This window comes from Streptomyces sp. NPDC021093 (assembly GCF_044333135.1).
Taxonomy (GTDB): Bacteria; Actinomycetota; Actinomycetes; order Streptomycetales; family Streptomycetaceae; genus Streptomyces.
Genome location: NZ_JBIRQJ010000005.1, coordinates 593,602 through 613,702 on the forward strand (window position 1 = coordinate 593,602; position 20,101 = coordinate 613,702).

A 20,101-nucleotide genomic window follows, 5' to 3' on the forward strand; every position below is an offset into this window, starting at 1 on the left:
GCATAACATGCGGGGCTGCGACGCATACATCACTGCGTCACCGTCCGCCCGAGGGGAATCAGCGTGCGTACCAAGGTACTTCCCGCCCTGTTCTGTGCCGGAGTCATAGCCGCGACCAGCGTGCTCACCGGCAGCGCCGCCACCGCGGCGCCCACCACCGAGGCAGGTGCGGCGGCCCAGGCGGCCACCGTCCGCGAGAAGCTGGAGAAGATCCCCGGCCTGCGGATCGTCTCGGAGACCCAGAAGGAGGGGCGCCCCTTCTTCACCCTGATGCTGAGACAGCCCATCGACCACAACAAGCCGCGCCGCGGCACCTTCGAGCAGCAGTTCACCCTGTGGCACAAGGACGAGAGCGCCCCGACGGTCCACTACACCGGCGGCTACACCCTCTCCTCCGGCACCCGTGAGATCACCACGCTCCTCGGTGCCAACCAGGTCAGCGTCGAGCACCGCTTCTTCGACAAGTCCGTCCCCGCGGGGAAGACCGACTGGCGCAAGCTGACCATCCAGCAGGAGGCCGCCGACGAGCACCGCATCGTGCAGGCCATGAAGAGCATCTACAAGGCCAAGTGGCTGGGCACCGGCGCCAGCAAGGGCGGCATGACGCAGGTCTACCACGAGCGCTTCTACCCGGACGACCTGGACGCCGTCGTCGCCTACGTCGCCCCCAACGACGCCGACAACCGCGACGACCGCGTCTACGACGACTTCTTCAAGACCGTCGGCACCCCCGAGTGCCGCACCGCTCTCGACGCCGTGCAGCGCGAGATGCTGGTCCGCCGCAAGGCGCTCCTGCCGATGTTCGAGGCCACCGCCAAGGAGCAGAAGCTCACCTTCAAGCAGCTCGGCACCACCGACCGGGCCTACGAGTTCTCCGTCCTGGACCAGGTCTGGAACTTCTGGCAGTCCGGCTCGTACACCAACTGCCCGACGGTCCCCGACGCCAAGAAGGCCACCGACAAGGAGCTGTACGACTGGTCTCTCGGACACGGTCTGTCGCCCTACTCGGACGCCGACGCGGGTCCCGCGGGCAGCGGCCCGTACTACCGCCAGGCCGCCGCCCAGCTCGGCTGGGCCGACCTGAAGTTCAAGCACCTGCGCGACGTCCGCAACTACCCGGACATCTACCAGCCCAACTCCCTGCTCCCCGCCGACATGCGCACCTCGTACAGCGGCTGGGACGCCAAGGACGTCGACCGCTGGGTCAACAAGCAGGGCAAGCAGATGATGTTCGTGTACGGGCAGAACGACCCGTGGAGCGCCGAGCGCTACCGCCCCTCGAAGCACGACTCGCACCTCTACGTCGCGCCGAACTCCAACCACGGCGCCCTGATCTCCAAGCTCGTCCCCGCGGAGCGCGCCGAGGCCGAGGCGACCGTCAAGCGGTGGGCGGGCGTGAAGTAACCCGCTGGCGACGGGCGTTGAGCGCGGCGACGGCTGCCACGCTCAACGTGTCGTCGTCCGGCACGGAGCTTCGTCCGGCACGGCCCGCAGGCCGCCGTGCCGGACCGGCCGCTCATCCGCCCAGTGCGGCCTTCATCATCTTCTGGGCCACCGGCGCCGCCAAACCGTTTCCGCTGACCTCCGAGCGGGCCGCGCCCGAGTCCTCGATGAGGACCGCCACCGCGACCTCCTTGCCGGTCGACGCGTCCTTCGCGTACGACGTGAACCAGGCGTACGGCGTCTTGCTGTTGTTCAGGCCGTGCTGCGCGGTGCCCGTCTTTCCGCCGACCTCCGCGCCCGGGATCTTCGCGTTGGTGCCCGTGCCGTCCTCGACGACCGTGACCATCGCGCTGCGCAGCTGCTCGGCGGTGCGCTCCGAGACGACCCGGGTGGACTTCCCGTCCTCGTACTTCTCCAGGGCGTCGCCGCCCGGACTCAGCACCTCGGACACCATGTGCGGGGCCGCCAGCTCACCGCCGTTGGCGAGCGCCGCCGACACCATCGCCATCTGCAGCGGCGTCGCCGTCACGTCGAACTGGCCGATGCCGGTCAGCGCGGTCTGCGCCTTGTCCATGCCCTTGGGGTAGACGCTCTCGTACGCCCGTACCGGCACGTCCAGCTTGTCGTTGTTGAAGCCGAACTTCTCCGCCATCGCCTTCACCTTGTCCTGGCCGAGGTCCACGGCCAGCTTCGCGAAGACGTTGTTGCAGGAGTACTTGAGGGCCGCGCGGAGGTTGGCGTTCTCGCAGGGGGCGGACCTGTTCTCGTTGTGCAGGACGGTCCTGGTACCGGGGAGGGTGTACGGGTCGGGGCTGTCCGTCGCGGTGTCCACCGAGTCGTACAGGCCGTTCTCCAGCGCCGCGGCGGCCACGACCAGCTTGAACGTGGAGCCGGGCGGCAGCGGCTGGCGCAGCGCCCGGTTCGTCATCGCCTTGTCCTCGTCCTTCCCGGAGGAGAGCTTCCGCCACGCCTCGCCGTCGCTCTGCCCGGCGATCTTCGACGGGTCGTACGACGGAGTGCTGACCATGCCCAGGATCCGGCCGGTCTTCGGGTCGATCGCGACGGCCGCGCCCTTCTTGCTGCCGAGCGCCTCGTACCCGGCCTTCTGCACGGCCGGGTCGATCGTCGTCACCACGTTGCCCGGCCGGGTGTGCTTGCCCATGAGCAGGTCGGACGCGCTCTTCAGCCGGTCGTCGGTGCCGTCGAGGACATGGCTGTAGATGCCCTCCAGCTGGGTCGCGCCGTACACCTGCGAACTGAAGCCGGTGACGGCGGCGTAGAGCTCGCCCTCGGTGTAGGTGCGCTTGTACGCGAGGTCGCTGCCCTCCGTCCTGGTGGATCCGGTGACCGGCGAGCCGGCCACGATGATGTTCCCGAGCGGGTTCGCGTACTGCGCGATGATGTTCCGCCGGTTGTCCGTGTTCTCCGCGAGCGCCTTGCCGTTGTACGCCTGTACCCAGGTCACCCGCACCAGCAGCGCGAGGACGAGCAGCATGCAGAAGACGGCGGCGTGCCTGATCGTCTTGTTCATCCTGTGAGGGATGACGAGCGACGGACGGGCAGGAGTTCCGTTACGTACCTCTTCTCATGGTTTCCTCATGCGGCTGCCGGGGTCAGCGGGGCTGGATGAAGCCCGATTCGTACGCCACGATCACCGCCTGGGTACGGTCCCTGGCCCCGGTCTTCGCCAGCACCGCCGCCACGTGGCTCTTCGCCGTCGCCGCGCCGAAGCCCAGGGCGCCCGCGATCTCCGCGTTGGTCAGCCCCTTCGCCATCAGCCGCAGCACCGATGACTCCCGCTCGGTGAGCCTGGCCACCCACGGCGCCGTCGCCGTCTCCTTGCGGTGGCCGTACTCGGCGGCCAGCGCACGGACCGCCGCCGGGAACAGGAGGCTGTCGCTCCGGGCGACGAGCCGCACCGCCTGCACCAGGTCCTCGGCCGCCGCCCGCTTCAGCAGGAACCCGGCGGCGCCCGCGCGCAGCGCGTCGTACACGTAGGAGTCGTTCTCGAAGGTGGTGACGACGACGATCCGGGGCGGCTCGGCGAGGGTGGTGAGGATCTGCTCGGTGGCGCGGATGCCGTCGATCTCCGGCATCCGCACGTCCATGAGGACCACGTCGGGCCGCAGCGCGCGCACCACCGACACCGCCTCCGCGCCGGTCGTCGCCTCGCCGACGACCTCCAGGTCGGGCTCGGCGTCGAGGATGACGCGCAGGGCGGTGCGGACCATGCGCTCGTCGTCGGCGACGACGAGGCGGACGGGGGAGGGGGCGGGGGGAGTGCTCATCGGGCGCCTCCGCCCGTGTGCGTCCCGCCTGTGTCCGTCCTGTCCGGGTGCGTCGCGTCGGTGACCGTGCCGCCCGCGATCGGCAGGCGTGCCGTGAGCCGCCACAGCTTTCCGTCCCTCGGCCCGGCCTCCGTGCGCCCGCCGAGCAGGGTGGCGCGTTCGGCCACGCCGCGCAGGCCCCGGCCGCCCCCGGGGCGTACCACCGCGGGCCGGTCAGGCAGCGGGTTCTCCATCACGATCTCCAACTCCTCGCCGCGCAGGGCAATGCACAGGGAAACAGGTGCGCCGCCGCCGTGCCGCAGCGCGTTGCTCAGACCTTCCTGGACGATCCGGTACGCCTCCCGGGACACCGGCTCCGGCACCCTCGCCAGATCGCCGTCGCCGGTGCGTGCGACCTCGACGCCGCTGCGGGCGACGAGCTCGTCCAGGGCGTCGAGGGCGGGGCCCGCGAAGCCCTCCGGATCGTCCTCGCCGCGCCGCAGCACCCCCAGCACGGCGTCGAGTTCGCCGACCGTGCGCCGGGTGGTCTCCTCGATCGCCTCCAGCGCCTCCCGTACGAACTCCACGTCCGATGCCCGCCCGCTGCCGAGCACCTTGCGGGCGGCCCCCGCCTGAAGCGTCACCGCGCTCAGCGCGTGCCCCACCGAGTCGTGCAGCTCGCGGGCCAGCCGGTTGCGCACGGCGAGGTCGGCGGCCCGGCGCTCGGCCGCCGCCAGCCGGTCGGCGGGGGCGGGGCCGAGGAGCACGGGAGCCGCCCGGGCGAGCAGCGCGGAGGTCCCCGCGCTCACGGCGGCCAGCGCCAGCATGGCGAGGATTCCGGCGACCGGTGAGAGCGCCAGCACCCAGGGGTGGTCGAAGAACCGCGGCATGCCGAGCCGGGAGTCCCGCAGCCCGGACGCGAACGGAAGCGCCACCAGCACGCCCGCGAACGGGGTGAGCGCGAGCGAGGCCCCGCTGATGATCCCGCCGAGGGTGACGTGCAGGACGAACCATCCGGAGGTCCGCATCCGGGTCGCCCGCGTCCTGGCGGGCCCGTCCGCGAGCCGCTCCGCGGCCGGCAGGTCCGGCAGCAGCCCGAGCGCCCGGATCGCCCCCACCGACAGTGGTCTGGCCGGGGCGAGCAGCCCGAAGACGGCGGTCAGCGGCAGGGTCGCGGCGAAGGCGAGCAACTGGACCGACACGGATCCGATGGGGCTCTCGCTGCCGCTCAACGGCCCGACGAACACGGTCGTGAGCAGGTAGAACGGCATCAACAGGGCGCCACCCACGACCAGATGGAGCCAGCCGATCCGTGCCTTCCGGCCGAACAGCAGCGTCCGCAGGGCCCGTTGGTTCATGCGGCGAGCCGCCGCTGCCGCTGCACGAAGAAGGAAGTGCCGCCCGCGAGGGCGAGGAGACCGGTGATCACCTGGACAGCGTAGGTCAGCACGGTCAAGGTCGTGAGCCGGTCCGCGCCGGTGGCGACGGCTCCGGCGGTGACCAGCATCCACCCGCCCCAGCAGGCCAGCACGCCCACGCCCGTCCAGGTCAGCGCCAGCGGCACCCGCAGCGGGACCCGGCCGCCGAGCCCCAGCACGAGCATCAGCAGTCCGGCGAAGGCGGCCAGGGCGAAGGCCCCGTGCACGCCCGTGACCAGCCGGGCGTCGGAGCCGAGCGGCTCCGCGACGTCGACCGCGCGCCCGGCGACGGCTTCGAACAGATGCGGTACGGAGCAGAGCGCGGCCAGCAGGGCGGCCACCAGGCCGACGGCCCGCACCGTCCGCGACGGACGGGGGAGTTCGCCGACCGTGCCCCGCCACAGGTGCCCCCAGCGCTCCCGTGCGTACAGCACGAACAGTGCCCCCAGCGCCAGCCCCTGCACGATGAAGCCGCCGTACACCACCCCGAACACCCACGACTCCAGGAAGGGCTCGCCCTCCCCGGGTGCGACGCCGATCGAGCCGCCGGCCAGCAGTTGCAGCGGGAAGCCCACCATGATCGGGGCGAGCAGCCCGGACGCCGCCCACATCGGCAGCACCAGCAGCGGGGCGGCCACCCGGCGTCCCCAGCCCTGGGTGAGCAGCAGCGCCAGCACGATGACGCAGGCGTCCATCAGTACGGTCACGGAGTTGGCGACGACCATGACCCCCGGCTCGTCCAGCAGCGCGCTGCGGTCCGGGATGCCGAGCCGCCCGCCCGCGATCCAGCTGATCTTGAGGGCGAGGTACGGCAGGCACGCGGCGATCGCGACGGCGCGGAGGGTGCGGCGGGCGGGGGATGCGGCGGTGCGGGGCCGGGTGCGAGGGACGGCAGGAGGGGCGAGCGGTGTCGATGTCATGCCTCCACGCTCCCGTCCGGGCCGTTTCCGCACCTCCTGCCCGCTGACGATCCGCCTCCGCCGTGCGGGGGAGGGCCCCCGATGGCGGCGAGGAGTGGCCGGGAATGTGCGGAGGCCTGCTCCGGTTGACCTCATTGCTGTATTTGTTGACGCTTGTACTTGTGTGAGACCTGGAGACAAAGAATCATGACCACGCCCGCACCCCTGCGCGTAGAGATCTGGTCCGACATCGCGTGCCCCTGGTGCTATGTCGGCAAGGCCCGCTTCGAGAAGGGGCTTGAGGCCTTCGCGCACCGCGGCGACGTCGAGGTCGTGCACCGTTCCTTCGAGCTGGACCCGAACCTCGCCAAGGGCGACGTCGTCCCCGTCCTGGACATGCTGGCCCAGAAGTACGGGCGTACGCGCGAGCAGGCGCGGGCCATGGAGGCCACCGTCGCCTCCAACGCGCAGGCCGAAGGGCTCGGGTACCTGGTCGACGGCCGGGACAGCGGCTCCACCTTCGACATCCACCGCGTCCTGCACCTGGCGAAGGCGCGCGGTCTGCAGAGCGAGCTGCTCGACCTCGCCTACCGGGCGAACTTCGCCGAGGAGCAGTCCGTCTTCGACGACGAGGTGCTGGTCAAGCTGGCGGTGGCGGCCGGGCTCGACGAGATCGAGACGCGCGCGGTGCTCGCCGATCCGGAGGCGTACGCCGACGACGTGCGCGCCGACGAGCGCGAGGCGGCCGAGCTGGGCGCGAACAGTGTGCCGTTCTTCGTCTTCGACCGCCGCTACGGGGTCTCCGGCGGACAGCCCGCCGAGGTCTTCACACAGGCGCTGGAGCAGGCCTGGAAGGGGCGGGGACCGCTGATGACGCCGGCCGCGTCGCCGGGTGCCGAGGGCGGGAGCTGCGACGTGGACGGCAACTGCGCGTGATTTCGTAAAGACGGTCGGTGGACGGGGCGTTGGTGGTGGGGGCACAGTTTGGCGCATGACCACTTCCCTCCTCCGCAGCCTCGCCCCCGAGGAATTCACCCCCGAGGTCACGTACCTCAACACCTCGTCGTACGGCCTGACCCCGCGCCGTACGGTCGAGGCGATCACGGCACTCGTCCGGCAGAACGCCACCGGCGCCCACGCCCACCCCGGCTCCTTCGAGTCCTTCGAACTCGCGCGCGCCGCCTACGGGCGGCTGGTCGGGGTCGGGGCGGACCGGGTGGCGGTCGGCACCTCGGTCTCGGCGCACGTGGCGGTGGTCGCGGCGGCGCTCGCGGCCGGGAGTGAAGTCCTCGCCCCCGCGGGCGAGTTCGCGTCGCTCGTCACGCCCTTCTCGGTGCGGGGCGACCTGAAGGTGCGGTACGTACCCCTGGCGGACCTCGCCGCCGAGGTGCGCCCGGAGACGGCGCTGGTGGCCTGGTCGGCGGTGCAGTCATCGGACGGCCGGATCGCCGACCACGCGGCGGTACGTGCGGCTGCCGCCGCGCACGGTGCGCGGACGCTGCTGGACACGTCGCAGGCGGCGGGCTGGCTGCCGGTCTCGGCGGGGGAGTACGACTACACGGTGGCCGCGGCGTACAAGTACCTGATGTGCCCGCGCGGTACGTCGTTCCTGACGGTGTCGGACGAGGCGCAGGAGCGGACCCTGCCGGTGCAGGCGGGGTGGCTGGCGGCGGAGGACATGTGGGGGAGCACATACGGCCCGGTGACCGAATTCGCCTCATCGGCGCGGCGGTTCGACGCGTCGGCGCCGTTCCTCTGCTACGAGGGGGCGGTGGCGTCGCTCGGGCTGCTGGAGTCGCTCGGGGCCGACGCCGTCCACGCCCACAACGTCGCCCTGGCGGACCTGTTCCGGGACGGCCTCACGGCCCTGGGACACACGCCGGTGGCGGCACCGGGGTCGGCGGTGGTGGCCGTGCCGGGGCTCGGGGAACGGGCGGAGGAACTGGCTCGGGCGGGGGTCAGGGTGTCCGCCCGAGCGGGAAACCTGCGGGCTTCCTTCCACCTTTACAACGGGGCGGGGGACGTGGCGCGGGTGCTGAGCGTGCTGGCGGAGTAGGGGAACCGGGGTGGGCGGGTTGTACGTGCGGGTGCATCGTGGCTGGCCGCGCAGTTCCCCGCGCCCCTAAATGCCTGCCCCCTAGCCCCCTAAGCCCGCCCTAGCCTCCTTGGGCAGCGGGGCCGCCCCCCGGGGGCGGGACGGGTGGGCAAGGGGGCGGCCCCCACCGCGGCATGCCCCCCCCGCGACCGCCCCTCCCGCCTCAGCTGCGCCGCCCCCGCGCCCGCGCGACCGCCCCTACGCCCGCCGCCAGCAGCAGCACTCCGACACCCACCAGATACGGCGTGGCCGAACCGCCCCCCGTCTCCGCCAGGTTCGCCACCTCGGGCGCCGGAGCCGGAGCCGGAGCCGGCGCCGACGTCGGCGCCGGCGCCGGCTTCACCGCGCCCACCGTCTGCGGCTTCACCGTCCGGACGTCCGGCACCGTGCACCCCGTCTCGGCCAGCGTCACCACCCCCTGCACCTCCGCGACGTTCAGCTTCAGCGGGTTCACGGAGACCTTCAGTTCCAGCGCCGCCGCGGCCGCGGTCTCCGTCGAGGTGTGGGTCTTGGCGAGGGTGAGGGCGACCTCGCCCACCGCCGGGACCGTCACCCGGGTCACTCCGCCCGTGCTCAGCGTGACCCGCTTGCCCAGGACCGTCACCCGGCCCAGTACGTTCGCCGCCGCCTCCGGCCGCGCGCCCGCCACGCACACCGACTTCGACGTGACGTTCTCGACCTCGATGAGCGAGAGCAGCGGCAGCCCCGGCACGTGCACCTTCGCGCGGGCGAGTTCCGAGCGGCCCTCCGCCCGGTCGCCCTCCACCGTCGCCTTCGCGGTGGCGACGTCGGCGCGCAGCATCGAGACGGGGCGGCCCTTGTCGACGCCGTCCACCCGGACGGCGAGTGCCGTGCGCGCCGCGCTCGCCGGTGCCCGCACCTCGTTGAGCGTGGCCTTCACCGGCACGTTCAGCGTCTTGTTGAGCAAGGACACGTCGAGCCCGGTGCGCAGCACCGACGCGTTGGCGCTGCCCGGCTCCGACGAGGGGTGGTCGGTGGCGTGTGCCGGGCCGGTGACGAGCGCGACGGTCAGCAGCGCCGCCGACCCCACGGCGGTACGGCGTGCGGGCATGCGGAAGAGAGAGCTGTTCAAGGCGGTGGAACCCCCACAAGTGAACGGCGTCGCCGGACGGCACCGCCCACCACGGGGGACACCGTGGGCGAGGGCGGTCGGCGGTCGGCGACCGAGACACGGGAATCTTTACGCACTGAGGGTGAATGAACAGGCACCCGGCGTGAGTTCACCCCAAAGGGGGGTTTCCGCCCGTATGTTCGCATCTTCCGGCACGGGCGTTCGTCTCAGCCCCGTCCGCCCCGCCTTTCCGGGGGCGCGCCCATGAGGACGTACAACGAACGGAGCCGCCCCCGCGTCACCCGCACCTCAACTTCGGTCCATCACGCGCCCGTTCAGGACCACGTGCCGCGGCGCTCCCAGGACCCGTACGTCCGCCCGTGGATCCGCCTCGTAGACGACGAGGTCCGCCGGTGCGCCTTCGGTCAGGCCCGGCCGCCCCAGCCACTCCCGGGCGCCCCACGCGGTGGCGCCCAGCGCGTCCCGTACCGGAATGCCCGCCTTCACCAGCTCGGCCACCTCCTCTGCGACCAGGCCGTGCGCGAGCGAGCCCCCGGCGTCCGTACCGACGAAGATCGGGATTCCCGCGTCGTACGCCGCGCGCACCGTGTCGTACCGGCGGGCGTGCAGCTCCCGGATGTGGGCCGACCAGCGCGGGAACTTGGCCTCGCCGCCGTCCGCGAGGTGCGGGAACGTCGCGATGTTCACGAGGGTCGGGACGATGGCGACGCCGCGCTCCGCGAAGAGCGGAATGGTGTCCTCGGTGAGCCCCGTCGCGTGCTCGACGCAGTCGATGCCCGCCTCCACCAGGTCCCGCAGCGAGTCCTCGGCGAAGCAGTGGGCCGTGACGCGCGCACCCAGCCGGTGCGCCTCCGCGATCGCCGCCTCCACCTCTCCGCGCGGCCAGCAGGGGGTCAGGTCACCGGCCTCGCGGTCGATCCAGTCGCCGACGAGCTTGACCCAGCCGTCGCTCCGCCGCGCCTCGGCCGCCACGTACGCGACGAGGTCCCCCGGCTCGATCTCGTGCGCGTAGTTGCGGATGTAGCGGCGGGTGCGGGCGATGTGCCGGCCCGCCCGGATGATCTTGGGGAGGTCCTCGCGGTCGTCGATCCAGCGGGTGTCGGCCGCCGACCCGGCGTCCCGGATCAGCAGCGTGCCCGCGCCCCGGTCGGTGAGCGCCTGCTTCTCGCTCGTCTCCGCGTCCACGGCCCCGTGCTGGTCGAGCCCGACGTGACAGTGCGCGTCGACGAGCCCCGGCAGCACCCAGCCCTCGACCGTCACCGACTCCCGCGTTCCGGCGGGGCGTTCGTAGGTGATGCGGCCGTCCACCGCCCACAGCTCGTCCCGTACGTCGTCGGGCCCGACCAGCACCCGCCCCTTCACGTGCAGCACCTCGTGATCGCTCATCCCCGCACTGTACGAGGCGCCGCACGGGGTGGCCGGTGCACAGGCCACGTACCGGCCACGGACCGGCCGCGCGCCGCCCAGGTGCCGCCCACGTGCTGCTCGCGCGCCGCCCGCGCAGAGCTCGTGCACCGCCCGGCGGCTACGCTCGTCCGGGTAGGCCCGAACACTGATCCGAAGAGAGCACCGTCGTGACACATCCCCTGCTGGACCTGTCTCCCGTCACCGCCGTGGACTTCGCGCGCATCGAGCAGAAGGTCGCGGACCTGCTCTCCACCGAGCAGGACGTGGTGATCATGCAGGGCGAGGCGCTGCTGCCCCTGGAGGCGTGCATCCGGGCCGGTGCCCCGCGCGGATCGAGCGCGCTGAACATCGTCACCGGCCCCTACGGGCAGACCTTCGGCAACTGGCTGCGGGACTGCGGGGCGGACGTGGTGGACCTCGCGGTGCCGTTCCACACGGCCGTCACGGCCGACCAGGTGCGGGAAGCACTCGCCGCGCACCCGGAGATCGGTTTCGTGTCACTGGTGCACGCCGAGGCCGCGACGGGCAACACCAACCCGGTCGCCGAGATCGGCGAAGTGGTGCGTGCGCACGGCGCGTTGTTCTACCTGGACGCCGTCGCGTCGGTCGGCGCCGAGCCGGTCACCCCCGACGAGTGGGGCGTCGACATGTGCATCGTCGGTGCGCAGAAGGCGCTGGGCGGGCCTGCCGGAGTGTCGGCGGTGTCGGTGAGCGCGCGCGCCTGGGAGCGGTTCGCCGCCAACCCGGACGCGCCCCGCGCCTCGTACCTCTCGCTCCTCGACTGGAAGGCGCGGTGGATCGACGGCGGCCGCAAGGCGCTGATGTTCGCCCCCGCGCAGCTGGAGATGCTGTCGCTGGAGGCCTGTCTGGAGCGGATCGGGGCCGAGGGCCTCGACGCCGTCATGGGGCGGCACGCGGCGGCCGCCGCGGCGACGCGGGCGGGTGCGGTCGCGCTCGGCGGCGGGATCGAGCCGTTCGTGCACGAGGCGGCGGACGCGGCCCCCGTGGCGACGACCCTGCGCGTGACGGACGGCCTGGACGCGGGCGAGTTGGTCGCGAAGGCACTCGCCCTCGACCCCTCGGTGCCGCTGGTCGCGGGCGGCGGGGCGCTGGCCAAGGAAATGATCCGGGTCAACCACTACGGCACCGACGCCACGCGCGAGGTGGTGCTGGCCGCACTGGCAGCACTGGGCGGGGCGCTGGAGGCGCTCGGAAGGACCGTGGACCCCGCTTCTGCCCGGACCGCGGTCACGGAAACCTGGCCGGGCGAATAATTCGCAATTGAATTACGCGGGATTCCCTGGAGTTTCGCCGGGGTCCGCAAGAATTCACAGAAAACGGGAAGCTGCTTATTCAACGCAGCTTCCCGTTTTCTTATGCCCGCTTCTCCGGAGCCTAAACGCCAAGATTTCGTAGTCGGTTCGAGCCGGTTTCGGGCATGTGACCGACCCCACATGCAAAGAGATTTGCCCGGAAATTACCGGGCAAATCGGCTTGATTTGCGACCGGCTCGCGGCGCGCCCGCGCTCGCGCGATAACACGCGAAGTGCATTTGGCCAACCCTGCACCGCCATGCATTTTTCGAATTACCTCGGTAAATTTCACCGACATGACTGCCGCACAAGCAGACCCAGTAACCACGCAGCTTTTGGAAGGCACCGGCCCGGAGATCGACAGCCCACGAGTGGAGGACGGAGCCGCGATCTGGCGCATCGCCCGCGACTCCGAGGTCCTGGACCTGAACTCCTCGTACAGCTACCTCCTGTGGTGTCGCGACTTCGCGACGACCTCGGTGGTCGCCCGCGACCGGCCAGGCGGCGACCCGATCGCCTTCATCACCGGCTACGTCCGCCCGGAGCGCCCCGAGACGCTGGTCGTCTGGCAGGTCGCGGTGGACAGCGAGCACCGCGGCCGCGGTCTGGCCGCGACCCTGCTGGACGCGCTGACCACGAAGGTCGCCGCCAGCCACGGCATCAGCACCGTCGAGACGACGGTGACCCCGGACAACATCCCGTCCGACCGGTTGTTCACCTCGTACGCCGAGCGGCGCGGCGCGCCCCTGAACCGTGAAGTCCTCTTCGACGGAGGGCTGTTCCCGCAGGACTCGGGCGAGACGCACCTGCCCGAGGTGCTGTACCGGATCGGCCCCGTCGCGGCCTGAGGCCCGGACCGGCCCCGGCGCGGCGCACCGGCCGTGCCGACGAGGCGCACCGGCGGCGCGGCGAATCGGCCCCGTCGACGCGGCGGACCGGTCCTGCCGCCGGACCGCCCTCGTCGCCGTGCGGGACCGAACCGGCCCCTTCGGTCCCAAGTGGCGCCGCGCACCCCCGAGTTCTTCTTCGTACACCCGCCCTCTCCCCATCCCAGGAGACCGCAGTGACCATCACACCCCCCGCCCTCAGCGTCTTCGAAACCCTTGAGTCCGAGGTGCGCAGCTACTGCCGCAGCTGGCCCGCGGTGTTCGACCGCGCGCAGGGCTCCCGCATGTTCGACGAGGACGGCCACACCTACCTCGACTTCTTCGCGGGGGCGGGCTCCCTCAATTACGGGCACAACAACCCGGTCCTGAAACGCGCACTGATCGACTACATCGAGCGCGACGGCGTCACCCACGGCCTGGACATGGCGACGACCGCCAAGCGCGCGTTCCTGGAGACCTTCCAGAACGTGATCCTGCGGCCCCGGGACCTGCCGTACAAGGTGATGTTCCCCGGCCCGACGGGCACCAACGCCGTCGAGTCCGCGCTCAAGCTGGCCCGCAAGGTCAAGGGCCGCGAGTCGGTCGTCTCCTTCACCAACGCCTTCCACGGCATGTCGCTGGGCTCGCTCGCCGTCACCGGCAACGCCTTCAAGCGGGCCGGGGCCGGCATTCCCCTCGTGCACGGCACGCCGATGCCGTTCGACAACTACTTCGACGGCCAGGTCCCGGACTTCCTGTGGTTCGAGCGCCTGCTGGAGGACCAGGGCTCGGGTCTCAACAAGCCCGCCGCCGTGATCGTGGAGACCGTGCAGGGCGAGGGCGGCATCAACGTCGCCCGCGCCGAGTGGCTGCGCGCCCTCCAGGACCTGTGCCACCGCCAGGACATGCTCCTGATCGTCGACGACATCCAGATGGGCTGCGGCCGCACCGGCGAGTTCTTCTCCTTCGAGGAGGCGGGCATCACGCCGGACATCGTCACCCTCTCGAAGTCGATCAGCGGCTACGGCCTGCCCATGTCGCTCTGCCTGTTCAAGCCGGAGCTCGACGTGTGGGAGCCGGGCGAGCACAACGGCACCTTCCGCGGCAACAACCCCGCCTTCGTCACGGCCGCCGCCGCCCTCAACGCCTACTGGGCCGACGGCCAGATGGAGAAGCAGACCCGGGCCCGCGGCGAGCTGGTCGAGCGCGCACTGCTCGCCATCGCCGACGAGAACGCCGAGGCCGGCGTGAGCTTCCGCGGCCGCGGCCTGGTCTGGGGCATCGAGTTCACCGACAAGGACCGCGCCACCGCCGTCTGCCGCCGCGCCTTCGAACTCGGCATGCTCCTGGAGACCTCGGGACCGGAGAGCGAGGTCGTGAAGCTGCTCCCGGCGCTCACGATCTCCGCCGACGAGCTGGACGAGGGTCTGCGCACCCTGGCACGCGCGGTCCGCGAAACCGCCTGACGCCTCGTCACCCCACCCCTACCGTCGTAAGAGAAAGGCCCAAGTCACCGTGATTGTCCGCTCGTTCAAGGACATCGAAGGAACCGACCGCCATGTGAAGGCGAAGACCGGAACCTGGGAGAGCAAGCGCATCGTGCTCGCCAAGGAGAAGGTCGGCTTCTCCCTCCACGAGACGACTCTCTACGCGGGTACGGAGACCCAGATGTGGTACGCGAACCACATCGAGGCCGTGCTGTGCGTCGAGGGCGAGGCGGAACTCACCAACGACGAGACGGGCGAGACCCACTGGATCGAGCCCGGCACCATGTATCTGCTGGACGGCCACGAGCGCCACACCATGCGCCCGAAGACCGACTTCCGGTGCGTGTGCGTGTTCAACCCGCCCGTGACCGGACGGGAGGACCATGACGAGAACGGTGTGTACCCGCTGCTGACCGAGGAGGCCTGAGCCATGAGCACCCCTTCGACGGACGTGACCGACCCCGCAGGTTCCGCGACCGGTGATCTGTACCCCACGCGTGGCGCCACCGAGGTGACCACCCCGCGCCAGGACCCGGTCCTCTGGGTCCCGGACGCGGAGGGTCCGATCGCGGCCGGTGACCTCGCCGGCTTCGAGCGGGACGGTTTCCTCACCGTCGACCGGCTGATCGAGGACGACGAAGTGGCCCTCTACCGGGCCGAGTTGGACCGTCTGGTCGCCGACCCCGCGGTGCGGGCCGACGAGCGCTCGATCATCGAGCCGAAGTCGAGGGACGTACGGTCGGTCTTCGAGGTCCACAAGCTGAGCGCCGTCTTCGCCCAGCTCGTGCGCGACCCGCGGGTGGTGGGCAGAGCCCGTCAGATCCTCGGCTCGGACGTCTACGTCCACCAGTCCCGGATCAACGTCAAGCCCGGCTTCGGCGCCTCCGGCTTCTACTGGCACTCGGACTTCGAGACCTGGCACGCCGAGGACGGTCTGGCGAACATGCGGACCGTGTCGGTCTCGATCGCGCTCACCGAGAACCTGGACACCAACGGCGGGCTGATGATCATGCCCGGCTCGCACAAGCACTTCCTGGGCTGCTCGGGCGAGACGCCGAAGGACAACTACAAGAAGTCGCTCCAGATGCAGGACGCGGGCACCCCGTCGGACGAGGCGCTGACGAGGATGGCGGACGCGCACGGCATCAGGCTCTTCACCGGGCGGGCCGGTTCGGCGACCTGGTTCGACTGCAACTGCATGCACGGCTCCGGGGACAACATCACCCCGTACGCCCGCAGCAACGTCTTCATCGTGTTCAACAGCGTGGAGAATGAGGCGGTGGAGCCGTTCGCGGCCCCGGTGCGCAGGCCCGACTTCATCGGGGCGCGGGACTTCACGCCGGTGCGGTAGCTGTCGCGCTTCTCGTACGTTCACGGGTGGGGCGGGACCTCTTCACGAGGTTCCGCCCCACCCGCCTCCGTGGCTCCTGCTTGTTGAGCTGCTCGGCTCTACTTGTTGAGCGCCGGGTAGTCCGTGTAGCCCTTCTCGGTGCCGCCGAAGAAGGTGGCCCGGTCCGGGGTGTTGTACGGGCCCTCGGTCGCCAGCCGGGCGGGCAGGTCCGGGTTGGCCAGGAACAGCGCGCCGAACGCCAGCAGGTCGGCCGACCCGTCGGCCAGCAGACCGAGCGAACGGTGGTCGGTCGGGCCGTCGGTGACGGGGTTGAGGACGAAGGTGCCGGAGAACCCGGCCCGCAGCGCCTTGGTGAACTCCCGGTGCTCCGGGGCGATTTCGGTGGTGTGCAGATAGGCGAGACCGAGCGGCTCGATGGCGTCCACCAGGGCCGCGTACACCTCCTGGACGTCGCCGTCCTCGGTGATGTCGTTGAGCGGATTGCCGGGCGAGACGCGGATCGCGGTCCGGGAGCCGCCGATCTCGGCCACGACAGCCTTGACGGTCTCCACGGCGAACCTGATCCGGTTCTCGACGCTGTCGCCGCCCCACTCGTCGGTGCGGAGGTTGGCGTTGGAGGACAGGAACTGGTGGATCAAGTACCCGTTGGCGCCGTGCAGTTCGACGCCGTCGAAGCCCGCGTCGATCGCGTTGCGGGCGGCGCGGGCGTAGTCCCGTACGGTCTCGCGGACCTCGTCGCCGGTCAGCGCGCGGGGTTCGGTGAAGTCGACCAGCCCCTCGCCGGTGAAGAGCCGGCCGGCCGGGGTCACGGCGGACGGTCCGACCGGGGTCAGCCCGTCGGGCAGCAGGCTGGGGTGCCCGATCCGCCCGCTGTGCATGAGCTGCGCGAAGATCACGCCGCCGTCGGCGTGCACGGCGTCGGTGACCTTGCGCCACCCGGCGAGCTGTTCCTCGCTGTGCAGGCCGGGGGTGAACGGATAGCCCTGTCCGACGACGGACGGCTGGACGCCCTCGGTGATGATGAGCCCGGCGGAGGCGCGCTGGGCGTAGTACTCGGCCACGAGCTCGGTCGGCACGCCGCCCTGACCGGCCCGGCTGCGGGTCATCGGGGCCATCGCTATGCGGTTGGCGAGGGTGGTGCCGGCGAGGTCGTAGGGCTCGAAAGCGGTGCTGGTCATGGCGGATGCTCCCAGGGGGACGAGAAAGGTTGGTCGGCCAATCAATTCGATGGCCCCACTGTAACCCATTGCTTGGCCGACCAAGTTAAAATGGGCGTATCGCTTTTCTTCCGCAGTCGAAGCCGAGGCCGAGGAGCCACGCCATGAAGTCCGACCCCGCCTGTCCCGACGCACTGCCGGGCGCCCTCCCGGCAGCCGCCATCGGCGGCCCGGTCAGCCACTCGCTGTCGGTGGTGGCCCGGCTGCACAGGATCGCGGCGGGGCGGGTGCTGCGGTGCCTGGGGCTCTATCCGGGGCAGGAGTTCGTGATGATGCACCTGTGGGAGGCGGGGCCGGTGCGTCAGTCCGAGCTGATCAAGGCGGTCGGCCTGGACCCGTCGACGGTGACGAAGTCGCTCCAGCGGCTGGAGCAGGCGGGCCATGTACGCCGCTGCCCGGACCCGGCGGACCGCAGGGCGTCGCTGGTCGAGGCGACGGAACAGAGCTGCGGTCTGCGCGAGAAGGTGGTCGCCGCGTGGGCGGACCTGGAGGAGCGGACCCTGGCGGGGCTGGGGGAGGAAGAGCGGGGAGAGTTGCTGAGGCTGCTGGGGAAGGTGGAGGGGAACCTTTGCCCGGGGGCGGAGGGGGAGTGGGGGTAGCCGGTTGAGAGGGGCGGTGGCGAGCGCGTGCGGTCGGGAGGGCGGGGCTCCGCGTGGGGGGGGCCGCCCCCTTGCCCACCCGTCCCGCCCCCGGGGGGCGGCCCCGCTGCCCAAGAGGGCTAGGGGGTAGGGGGCAGGCATTTAGGGGCGCGGGGAACTGCGCGACCAGCCACGACGCACCCGCACGAAGACCGCCCTGCCGCCCTGCGCCAAGCAGCCCGCACGAAGCCCGCCCCGCCGCCCTGCGCCAAGCAGCCCGCACGAAGCTCACCCCGCCGCCCTGCGCCAAGCAGCCCGCACGAAGCTCACCCCGCCGCCCCGCGCCGAGCGCCCCGCCCCGCACAAGCGACCAGTTCTCGCAGGAATCCGTCCGTCGTCGCCACGCCCCGCACCGCGACCCGCACCCACTCCTCCCCGAGCCCCGGGAACGTGTCGCCCCGCCGCACCGCGAACCCCCGCTCGCGCAGCCGCGCCCGTACCCCCGCCGCGTCCGGCATCCGTACGAGCACGAAGGGGGCCCGCGCCCCCTCGACCACCCGCACGGACTCCAGCCCCGGCCCGCCCAGCCCGGCGACCAGATGCGCCCGGTCCGCAGCGATCCGCACCGCGGCCGACGAAGCCTCCGCCAGCGCTCGGGGCGACACGCACGCCTCCGCCGCCACCAGCGCCGGCGTGGACACCGGCCACAGCGGCTGGGCCCGCTCCAGCGCCGCGATCGTCTCCGGCTCGGCGGCGGTCACGTACCCCACCCGCAGCCCCGCGAGACCCCAGGTCTTCGTCAGGCTGCGCAGCACCACGAGCCCGGGTACGTCGCCCCGCCCCACCAGCGCCTCCGGCTCGCCCGGCACCGCGTCCATGAACGCCTCGTCCACCACCAACGTCCGCCCGGGGCGCGCCAGTCGCGCGACGAGCGCCGCCGGGTGCAGCACCGACGTCGGGTTCGTCGGATTGCCGATCACCACCAGGTCCGCGTCCTCCGGCACCGCCGCCGGGTCCAGCCGGAAGCCGTCCGCCTCCCGCAGCAGCACCCGCCCCACCTCGTGCCCCGCGTCCCGCAGCGCCGCCTCCGGCTCCGTGAACTGCGGGTGCACCACCACCGGCCGCCGGGCCCGCAGCGCCCGCGCGATCAGTACGAACGCCTCCGCCGCCCCCGCCGTCAGCAGCACCCGCTCCACCGGCAGCCCGTGCCGCGCCGCCACCGCCGCCCGTGCGGCCCGGCCGTCCGGGTACGCGGCGAGGGTGTCCAGGGATGCGGCGAGACGCTCCTTGAGCCACTTCGGCGGAGTGCCGGACCGTACGTTGACCGCGAGGTCGGTCAGCTCCGAGGCGTTCCGAACCTCGGCGTCGCCGTGATGGCGCAGGTCGTGCGTGCTGTACATGTCCGCCTCAACTGGAAGAGCGGTGCCGTGTCAGGGCCACCGCGCACGTCGCCATCGCCGGCCGCCCCGCAGGGGCCGACTTCCTTTTGGGTACGAGGAGTTCGGCCCCGCCGCCCCCGGCGACGAGTGCCGCGGCCTCCGCCACCGACGGCGTGCCGACCGCGCCGAGCGCCCGCCCCGAGGGGTTCGGCACCGTCACCGCTGCCAGACGCTCCGCCCCGTACGACAGGACCGGCGCCCCGAACCGCCGCGCGCACTCCACGATCGCCCGCTCGTCCGCCTTGACGTCGACGGTGGCGAGCGCGGCCACGGCAGTCAGCGGCAGCCGCGCCTCGGCGAGCACGCCCACCACGAGCTCGTACAGCTCCTCGACGGGCGCGTCCTCGCAGGCCCCCACCCCGACGGTCACCCGTTCGGCCCTGCTCATCGGACATCCTTGTCGGCGGTGAATCGGCCCAGTCCGAGGTGCGCGGTGGCCCGGGCATCGACTAGCAAGGGCACATGGCGGTCTTCGTCGCGCTCGGCGCGTTCCTGATGACGCTGTTCGGTGGCTGGGTCGCCCAGCGCGTCACCGACCGGCGCCACCTCGTACTGGGCCTGGCGGGCGGACTGATGCTCGGCGTCGTCGGCCTGGACCTGTTGCCGGAGGCCCTGGAGGCCGCCCGCAGCGAGGTCTTCGGCGTACCGGCGGCGCTGCTCCTGTTCGTCGGCGGCTTCCTCGTCGCGCACGTGGGGGAGCGGCTGCTCGCCGGGCGCCATGCCGGACACGGCGGTGAGGAGGAGGGACCCGCCGCCCATGGCCGCCGCCCGGAGGTGGGGCTGACCGCCGCCTCCGCCATGGTCGGCCACAGCCTGATGGACGGCATCGCCCTCGGCGCGGCCTTCCAGGTGAGCGGCAGCATGGGTCTCGCGGTCGCGCTCGCCGTCGTCGCCCACGACTTCGCCGACGGTTTCAACACGTACACACTGACCAGCCTGTACGGCAACGAGCGCCGCAAGGCCCTCGCGATGCTGTTCGCGGACGCGGCGGCGCCGGTGGTGGGAGCGGCGTCCACCCTCCTGTTCACCCTGCCGGCCGAACTCCTCGGCTGCTATCTGGGGTTCTTCGGCGGCGTACTCCTCTATCTGGCCGCAGCCGAGATCCTGCCCGAGGCCCACCACGACCACCCGGCCCGCTCGACCCTGCTGTGCACGGTGGCGGGCGCGGGCTTCATCTGGCTGGTGGTGGGCCTCGCCGCTGAGTGAGCCGAGTGAGCCGAGTGAGCCG

The 20,101-nt window shown here is 71.9% G+C and carries 19 protein-coding genes; 10 read left to right on the forward strand and 9 right to left on the reverse strand.

Annotated features, from left to right (window positions below):
- Positions 1 to 63: 63 nt before the first annotated feature.
- A complete protein-coding gene (locus ACH4SP_RS18590; protein WP_398416088.1) occupies positions 64 to 1,404 on the forward strand; it encodes a S28 family serine protease in 1,341 nt (446 codons plus the stop codon).
- A 112-nt stretch (positions 1,405 to 1,516) separates the two neighbouring features.
- On the opposite strand, the gene ACH4SP_RS18595 is transcribed toward ACH4SP_RS18590, so the two are convergent.
- The 4 genes from ACH4SP_RS18595 to ACH4SP_RS18610 form a co-directional block, all read right to left on the reverse strand.
- Entirely contained in the window at positions 1,517 to 2,974 is a 1,458-nt protein-coding gene (locus ACH4SP_RS18595; RefSeq protein ID WP_398416090.1) for a peptidoglycan D,D-transpeptidase FtsI family protein, read from the reverse strand.
- Positions 2,975 to 3,056: 82 nt separating this feature from the next.
- Positions 3,057 to 3,731, reverse strand: a complete 675-nt coding sequence (locus ACH4SP_RS18600) for a response regulator (RefSeq protein ID WP_398416092.1) — start codon at positions 3,729 to 3,731, stop codon at positions 3,057 to 3,059.
- The gene (locus tag ACH4SP_RS18605) at positions 3,728 to 5,068 is read right to left on the reverse strand and encodes a histidine kinase (RefSeq protein WP_398416093.1); all 1,341 of its coding nucleotides are present in this window, start codon (positions 5,066 to 5,068) and stop codon (positions 3,728 to 3,730) included. Before ACH4SP_RS18605 ends, ACH4SP_RS18600 begins: the two co-directional genes overlap by 4 nt.
- On the reverse strand, positions 5,065 to 6,048 hold the full coding sequence (locus tag ACH4SP_RS18610; RefSeq protein ID WP_398416095.1) for a hypothetical protein: 984 nt from the start codon (positions 6,046 to 6,048) through the stop codon (positions 5,065 to 5,067). The genes ACH4SP_RS18605 and ACH4SP_RS18610 overlap by 4 nt, the downstream gene beginning before the upstream one ends.
- A 204-nt stretch (positions 6,049 to 6,252) precedes the next feature.
- Between ACH4SP_RS18610 and ACH4SP_RS18615 the strand changes: the two genes are divergently transcribed.
- Together ACH4SP_RS18615 and ACH4SP_RS18620 are read left to right on the forward strand one after the other, a co-directional pair.
- Positions 6,253 to 6,963 (forward strand): DsbA family oxidoreductase, encoded by a 711-nt coding sequence (locus ACH4SP_RS18615; RefSeq protein ID WP_398416330.1) that lies wholly within the window; start codon positions 6,253 to 6,255, stop codon positions 6,961 to 6,963.
- A 55-nt stretch (positions 6,964 to 7,018) separates the two neighbouring features.
- Positions 7,019 to 8,083: an aminotransferase class V-fold PLP-dependent enzyme gene (locus ACH4SP_RS18620; RefSeq protein WP_398416097.1), complete on the forward strand. Its 1,065-nt coding sequence runs from the start codon at positions 7,019 to 7,021 to the stop codon at positions 8,081 to 8,083.
- 202 nt (positions 8,084 to 8,285) lie between these two features.
- Here the strand turns inward: ACH4SP_RS18620 and ACH4SP_RS18625 are convergent, their stop codons facing one another.
- Positions 8,286 to 9,215, reverse strand: a complete 930-nt coding sequence (locus ACH4SP_RS18625) for an SCO1860 family LAETG-anchored protein (RefSeq protein WP_398416099.1) — start codon at positions 9,213 to 9,215, stop codon at positions 8,286 to 8,288.
- Positions 9,216 to 9,503: 288 nt separating this feature from the next.
- Entirely contained in the window at positions 9,504 to 10,601 is a 1,098-nt protein-coding gene (locus ACH4SP_RS18630; protein WP_398416100.1) for an amidohydrolase family protein, read from the reverse strand.
- Between the two features lie 188 nt (positions 10,602 to 10,789).
- Here ACH4SP_RS18630 and ACH4SP_RS18635 point away from each other — a divergent pair, with 188 nt between their 5' ends.
- The 5 genes from ACH4SP_RS18635 (at position 10,790) to thpD (ending at position 15,639) form a co-directional block, all read left to right on the forward strand.
- Positions 10,790 to 11,896: a pyridoxal-phosphate-dependent aminotransferase family protein gene (locus ACH4SP_RS18635; RefSeq protein ID WP_398416102.1), complete on the forward strand. Its 1,107-nt coding sequence runs from the start codon at positions 10,790 to 10,792 to the stop codon at positions 11,894 to 11,896.
- A 335-nt stretch (positions 11,897 to 12,231) separates the two neighbouring features.
- Positions 12,232 to 12,783, forward strand: coding sequence for a diaminobutyrate acetyltransferase (ectA, locus tag ACH4SP_RS18640; protein ID WP_398416104.1), 552 nt, complete (start codon positions 12,232 to 12,234; stop codon positions 12,781 to 12,783).
- A gap of 215 nt (positions 12,784 to 12,998) precedes the next feature.
- A complete protein-coding gene (ectB, locus tag ACH4SP_RS18645; protein WP_398416106.1) occupies positions 12,999 to 14,267 on the forward strand; it encodes a diaminobutyrate--2-oxoglutarate transaminase in 1,269 nt (422 codons plus the stop codon).
- Between the two features lie 49 nt (positions 14,268 to 14,316).
- On the forward strand, positions 14,317 to 14,715 hold the full coding sequence (locus ACH4SP_RS18650; protein ID WP_362415251.1) for an ectoine synthase: 399 nt from the start codon (positions 14,317 to 14,319) through the stop codon (positions 14,713 to 14,715).
- Positions 14,716 to 14,718: 3 nt separating this feature from the next.
- Positions 14,719 to 15,639, forward strand: a complete 921-nt coding sequence (gene thpD, locus ACH4SP_RS18655) for an ectoine hydroxylase (RefSeq protein ID WP_398416109.1) — start codon at positions 14,719 to 14,721, stop codon at positions 15,637 to 15,639.
- A 98-nt stretch (positions 15,640 to 15,737) separates the two neighbouring features.
- Here the strand turns inward: thpD and ACH4SP_RS18660 are convergent, their stop codons facing one another.
- Positions 15,738 to 16,817: an alkene reductase gene (locus ACH4SP_RS18660; protein WP_398416111.1), complete on the reverse strand. Its 1,080-nt coding sequence runs from the start codon at positions 16,815 to 16,817 to the stop codon at positions 15,738 to 15,740.
- Between the two features lie 143 nt (positions 16,818 to 16,960).
- On the opposite strand from ACH4SP_RS18660, the gene ACH4SP_RS18665 reads away from it, so the two are divergent.
- Positions 16,961 to 17,455, forward strand: coding sequence for a MarR family winged helix-turn-helix transcriptional regulator (locus ACH4SP_RS18665; RefSeq protein WP_398416113.1), 495 nt, complete (start codon positions 16,961 to 16,963; stop codon positions 17,453 to 17,455).
- Positions 17,456 to 17,760: 305 nt separating this feature from the next.
- Here ACH4SP_RS18665 and cobC read toward each other — a convergent pair whose 3' ends face one another.
- Positions 17,761 to 18,834 (reverse strand): Rv2231c family pyridoxal phosphate-dependent protein CobC, encoded by a 1,074-nt coding sequence (gene cobC / locus ACH4SP_RS18670; protein WP_398416115.1) that lies wholly within the window; start codon positions 18,832 to 18,834, stop codon positions 17,761 to 17,763.
- A gap of 7 nt (positions 18,835 to 18,841) precedes the next feature.
- A complete protein-coding gene (locus ACH4SP_RS18675) occupies positions 18,842 to 19,261 on the reverse strand; it encodes a cobalamin biosynthesis protein (RefSeq protein ID WP_398416117.1) in 420 nt (139 codons plus the stop codon).
- Between the two features lie 74 nt (positions 19,262 to 19,335).
- Here ACH4SP_RS18675 and ACH4SP_RS18680 point away from each other — a divergent pair, with 74 nt between their 5' ends.
- Positions 19,336 to 20,079, forward strand: coding sequence for a ZIP family metal transporter (locus tag ACH4SP_RS18680; RefSeq protein ID WP_398416120.1), 744 nt, complete (start codon positions 19,336 to 19,338; stop codon positions 20,077 to 20,079).
- The last annotated feature ends 22 nt before the right edge of the window (positions 20,080 to 20,101 follow it).

Coding starts and splice junctions, on each gene's coding strand:
- ACH4SP_RS18595 (WP_398416090.1), bottom strand. CDS start 2,974: ATGAACAAGACGATCAGGCACGCCGCCGTCTTCTGCATGCTGCTCGTC.
- ACH4SP_RS18600 (WP_398416092.1), bottom strand. CDS start 3,731: ATGAGCACTCCCCCCGCCCCCTCCCCCGTCCGCCTCGTCGTCGCCGAC.
- ACH4SP_RS18605 (WP_398416093.1), bottom strand. CDS start 5,068: ATGAACCAACGGGCCCTGCGGACGCTGCTGTTCGGCCGGAAGGCACGG.
- ACH4SP_RS18610 (WP_398416095.1), bottom strand. CDS start 6,048: ATGACATCGACACCGCTCGCCCCTCCTGCCGTCCCTCGCACCCGGCCC.
- ACH4SP_RS18620 (WP_398416097.1), top strand. CDS start 7,019: ATGACCACTTCCCTCCTCCGCAGCCTCGCCCCCGAGGAATTCACCCCC.
- ACH4SP_RS18630 (WP_398416100.1), bottom strand. CDS start 10,601: ATGAGCGATCACGAGGTGCTGCACGTGAAGGGGCGGGTGCTGGTCGGG.
- ectA (WP_398416104.1), top strand. CDS start 12,232: ATGACTGCCGCACAAGCAGACCCAGTAACCACGCAGCTTTTGGAAGGC.
- thpD (WP_398416109.1), top strand. CDS start 14,719: ATGAGCACCCCTTCGACGGACGTGACCGACCCCGCAGGTTCCGCGACC.
- ACH4SP_RS18660 (WP_398416111.1), bottom strand. CDS start 16,817: ATGACCAGCACCGCTTTCGAGCCCTACGACCTCGCCGGCACCACCCTC.
- ACH4SP_RS18665 (WP_398416113.1), top strand. CDS start 16,961: ATGAAGTCCGACCCCGCCTGTCCCGACGCACTGCCGGGCGCCCTCCCG.
- cobC (WP_398416115.1), bottom strand. CDS start 18,834: ATGTACAGCACGCACGACCTGCGCCATCACGGCGACGCCGAGGTTCGG.
- ACH4SP_RS18675 (WP_398416117.1), bottom strand. CDS start 19,261: ATGAGCAGGGCCGAACGGGTGACCGTCGGGGTGGGGGCCTGCGAGGAC.
- ACH4SP_RS18680 (WP_398416120.1), top strand. CDS start 19,336: ATGGCGGTCTTCGTCGCGCTCGGCGCGTTCCTGATGACGCTGTTCGGT.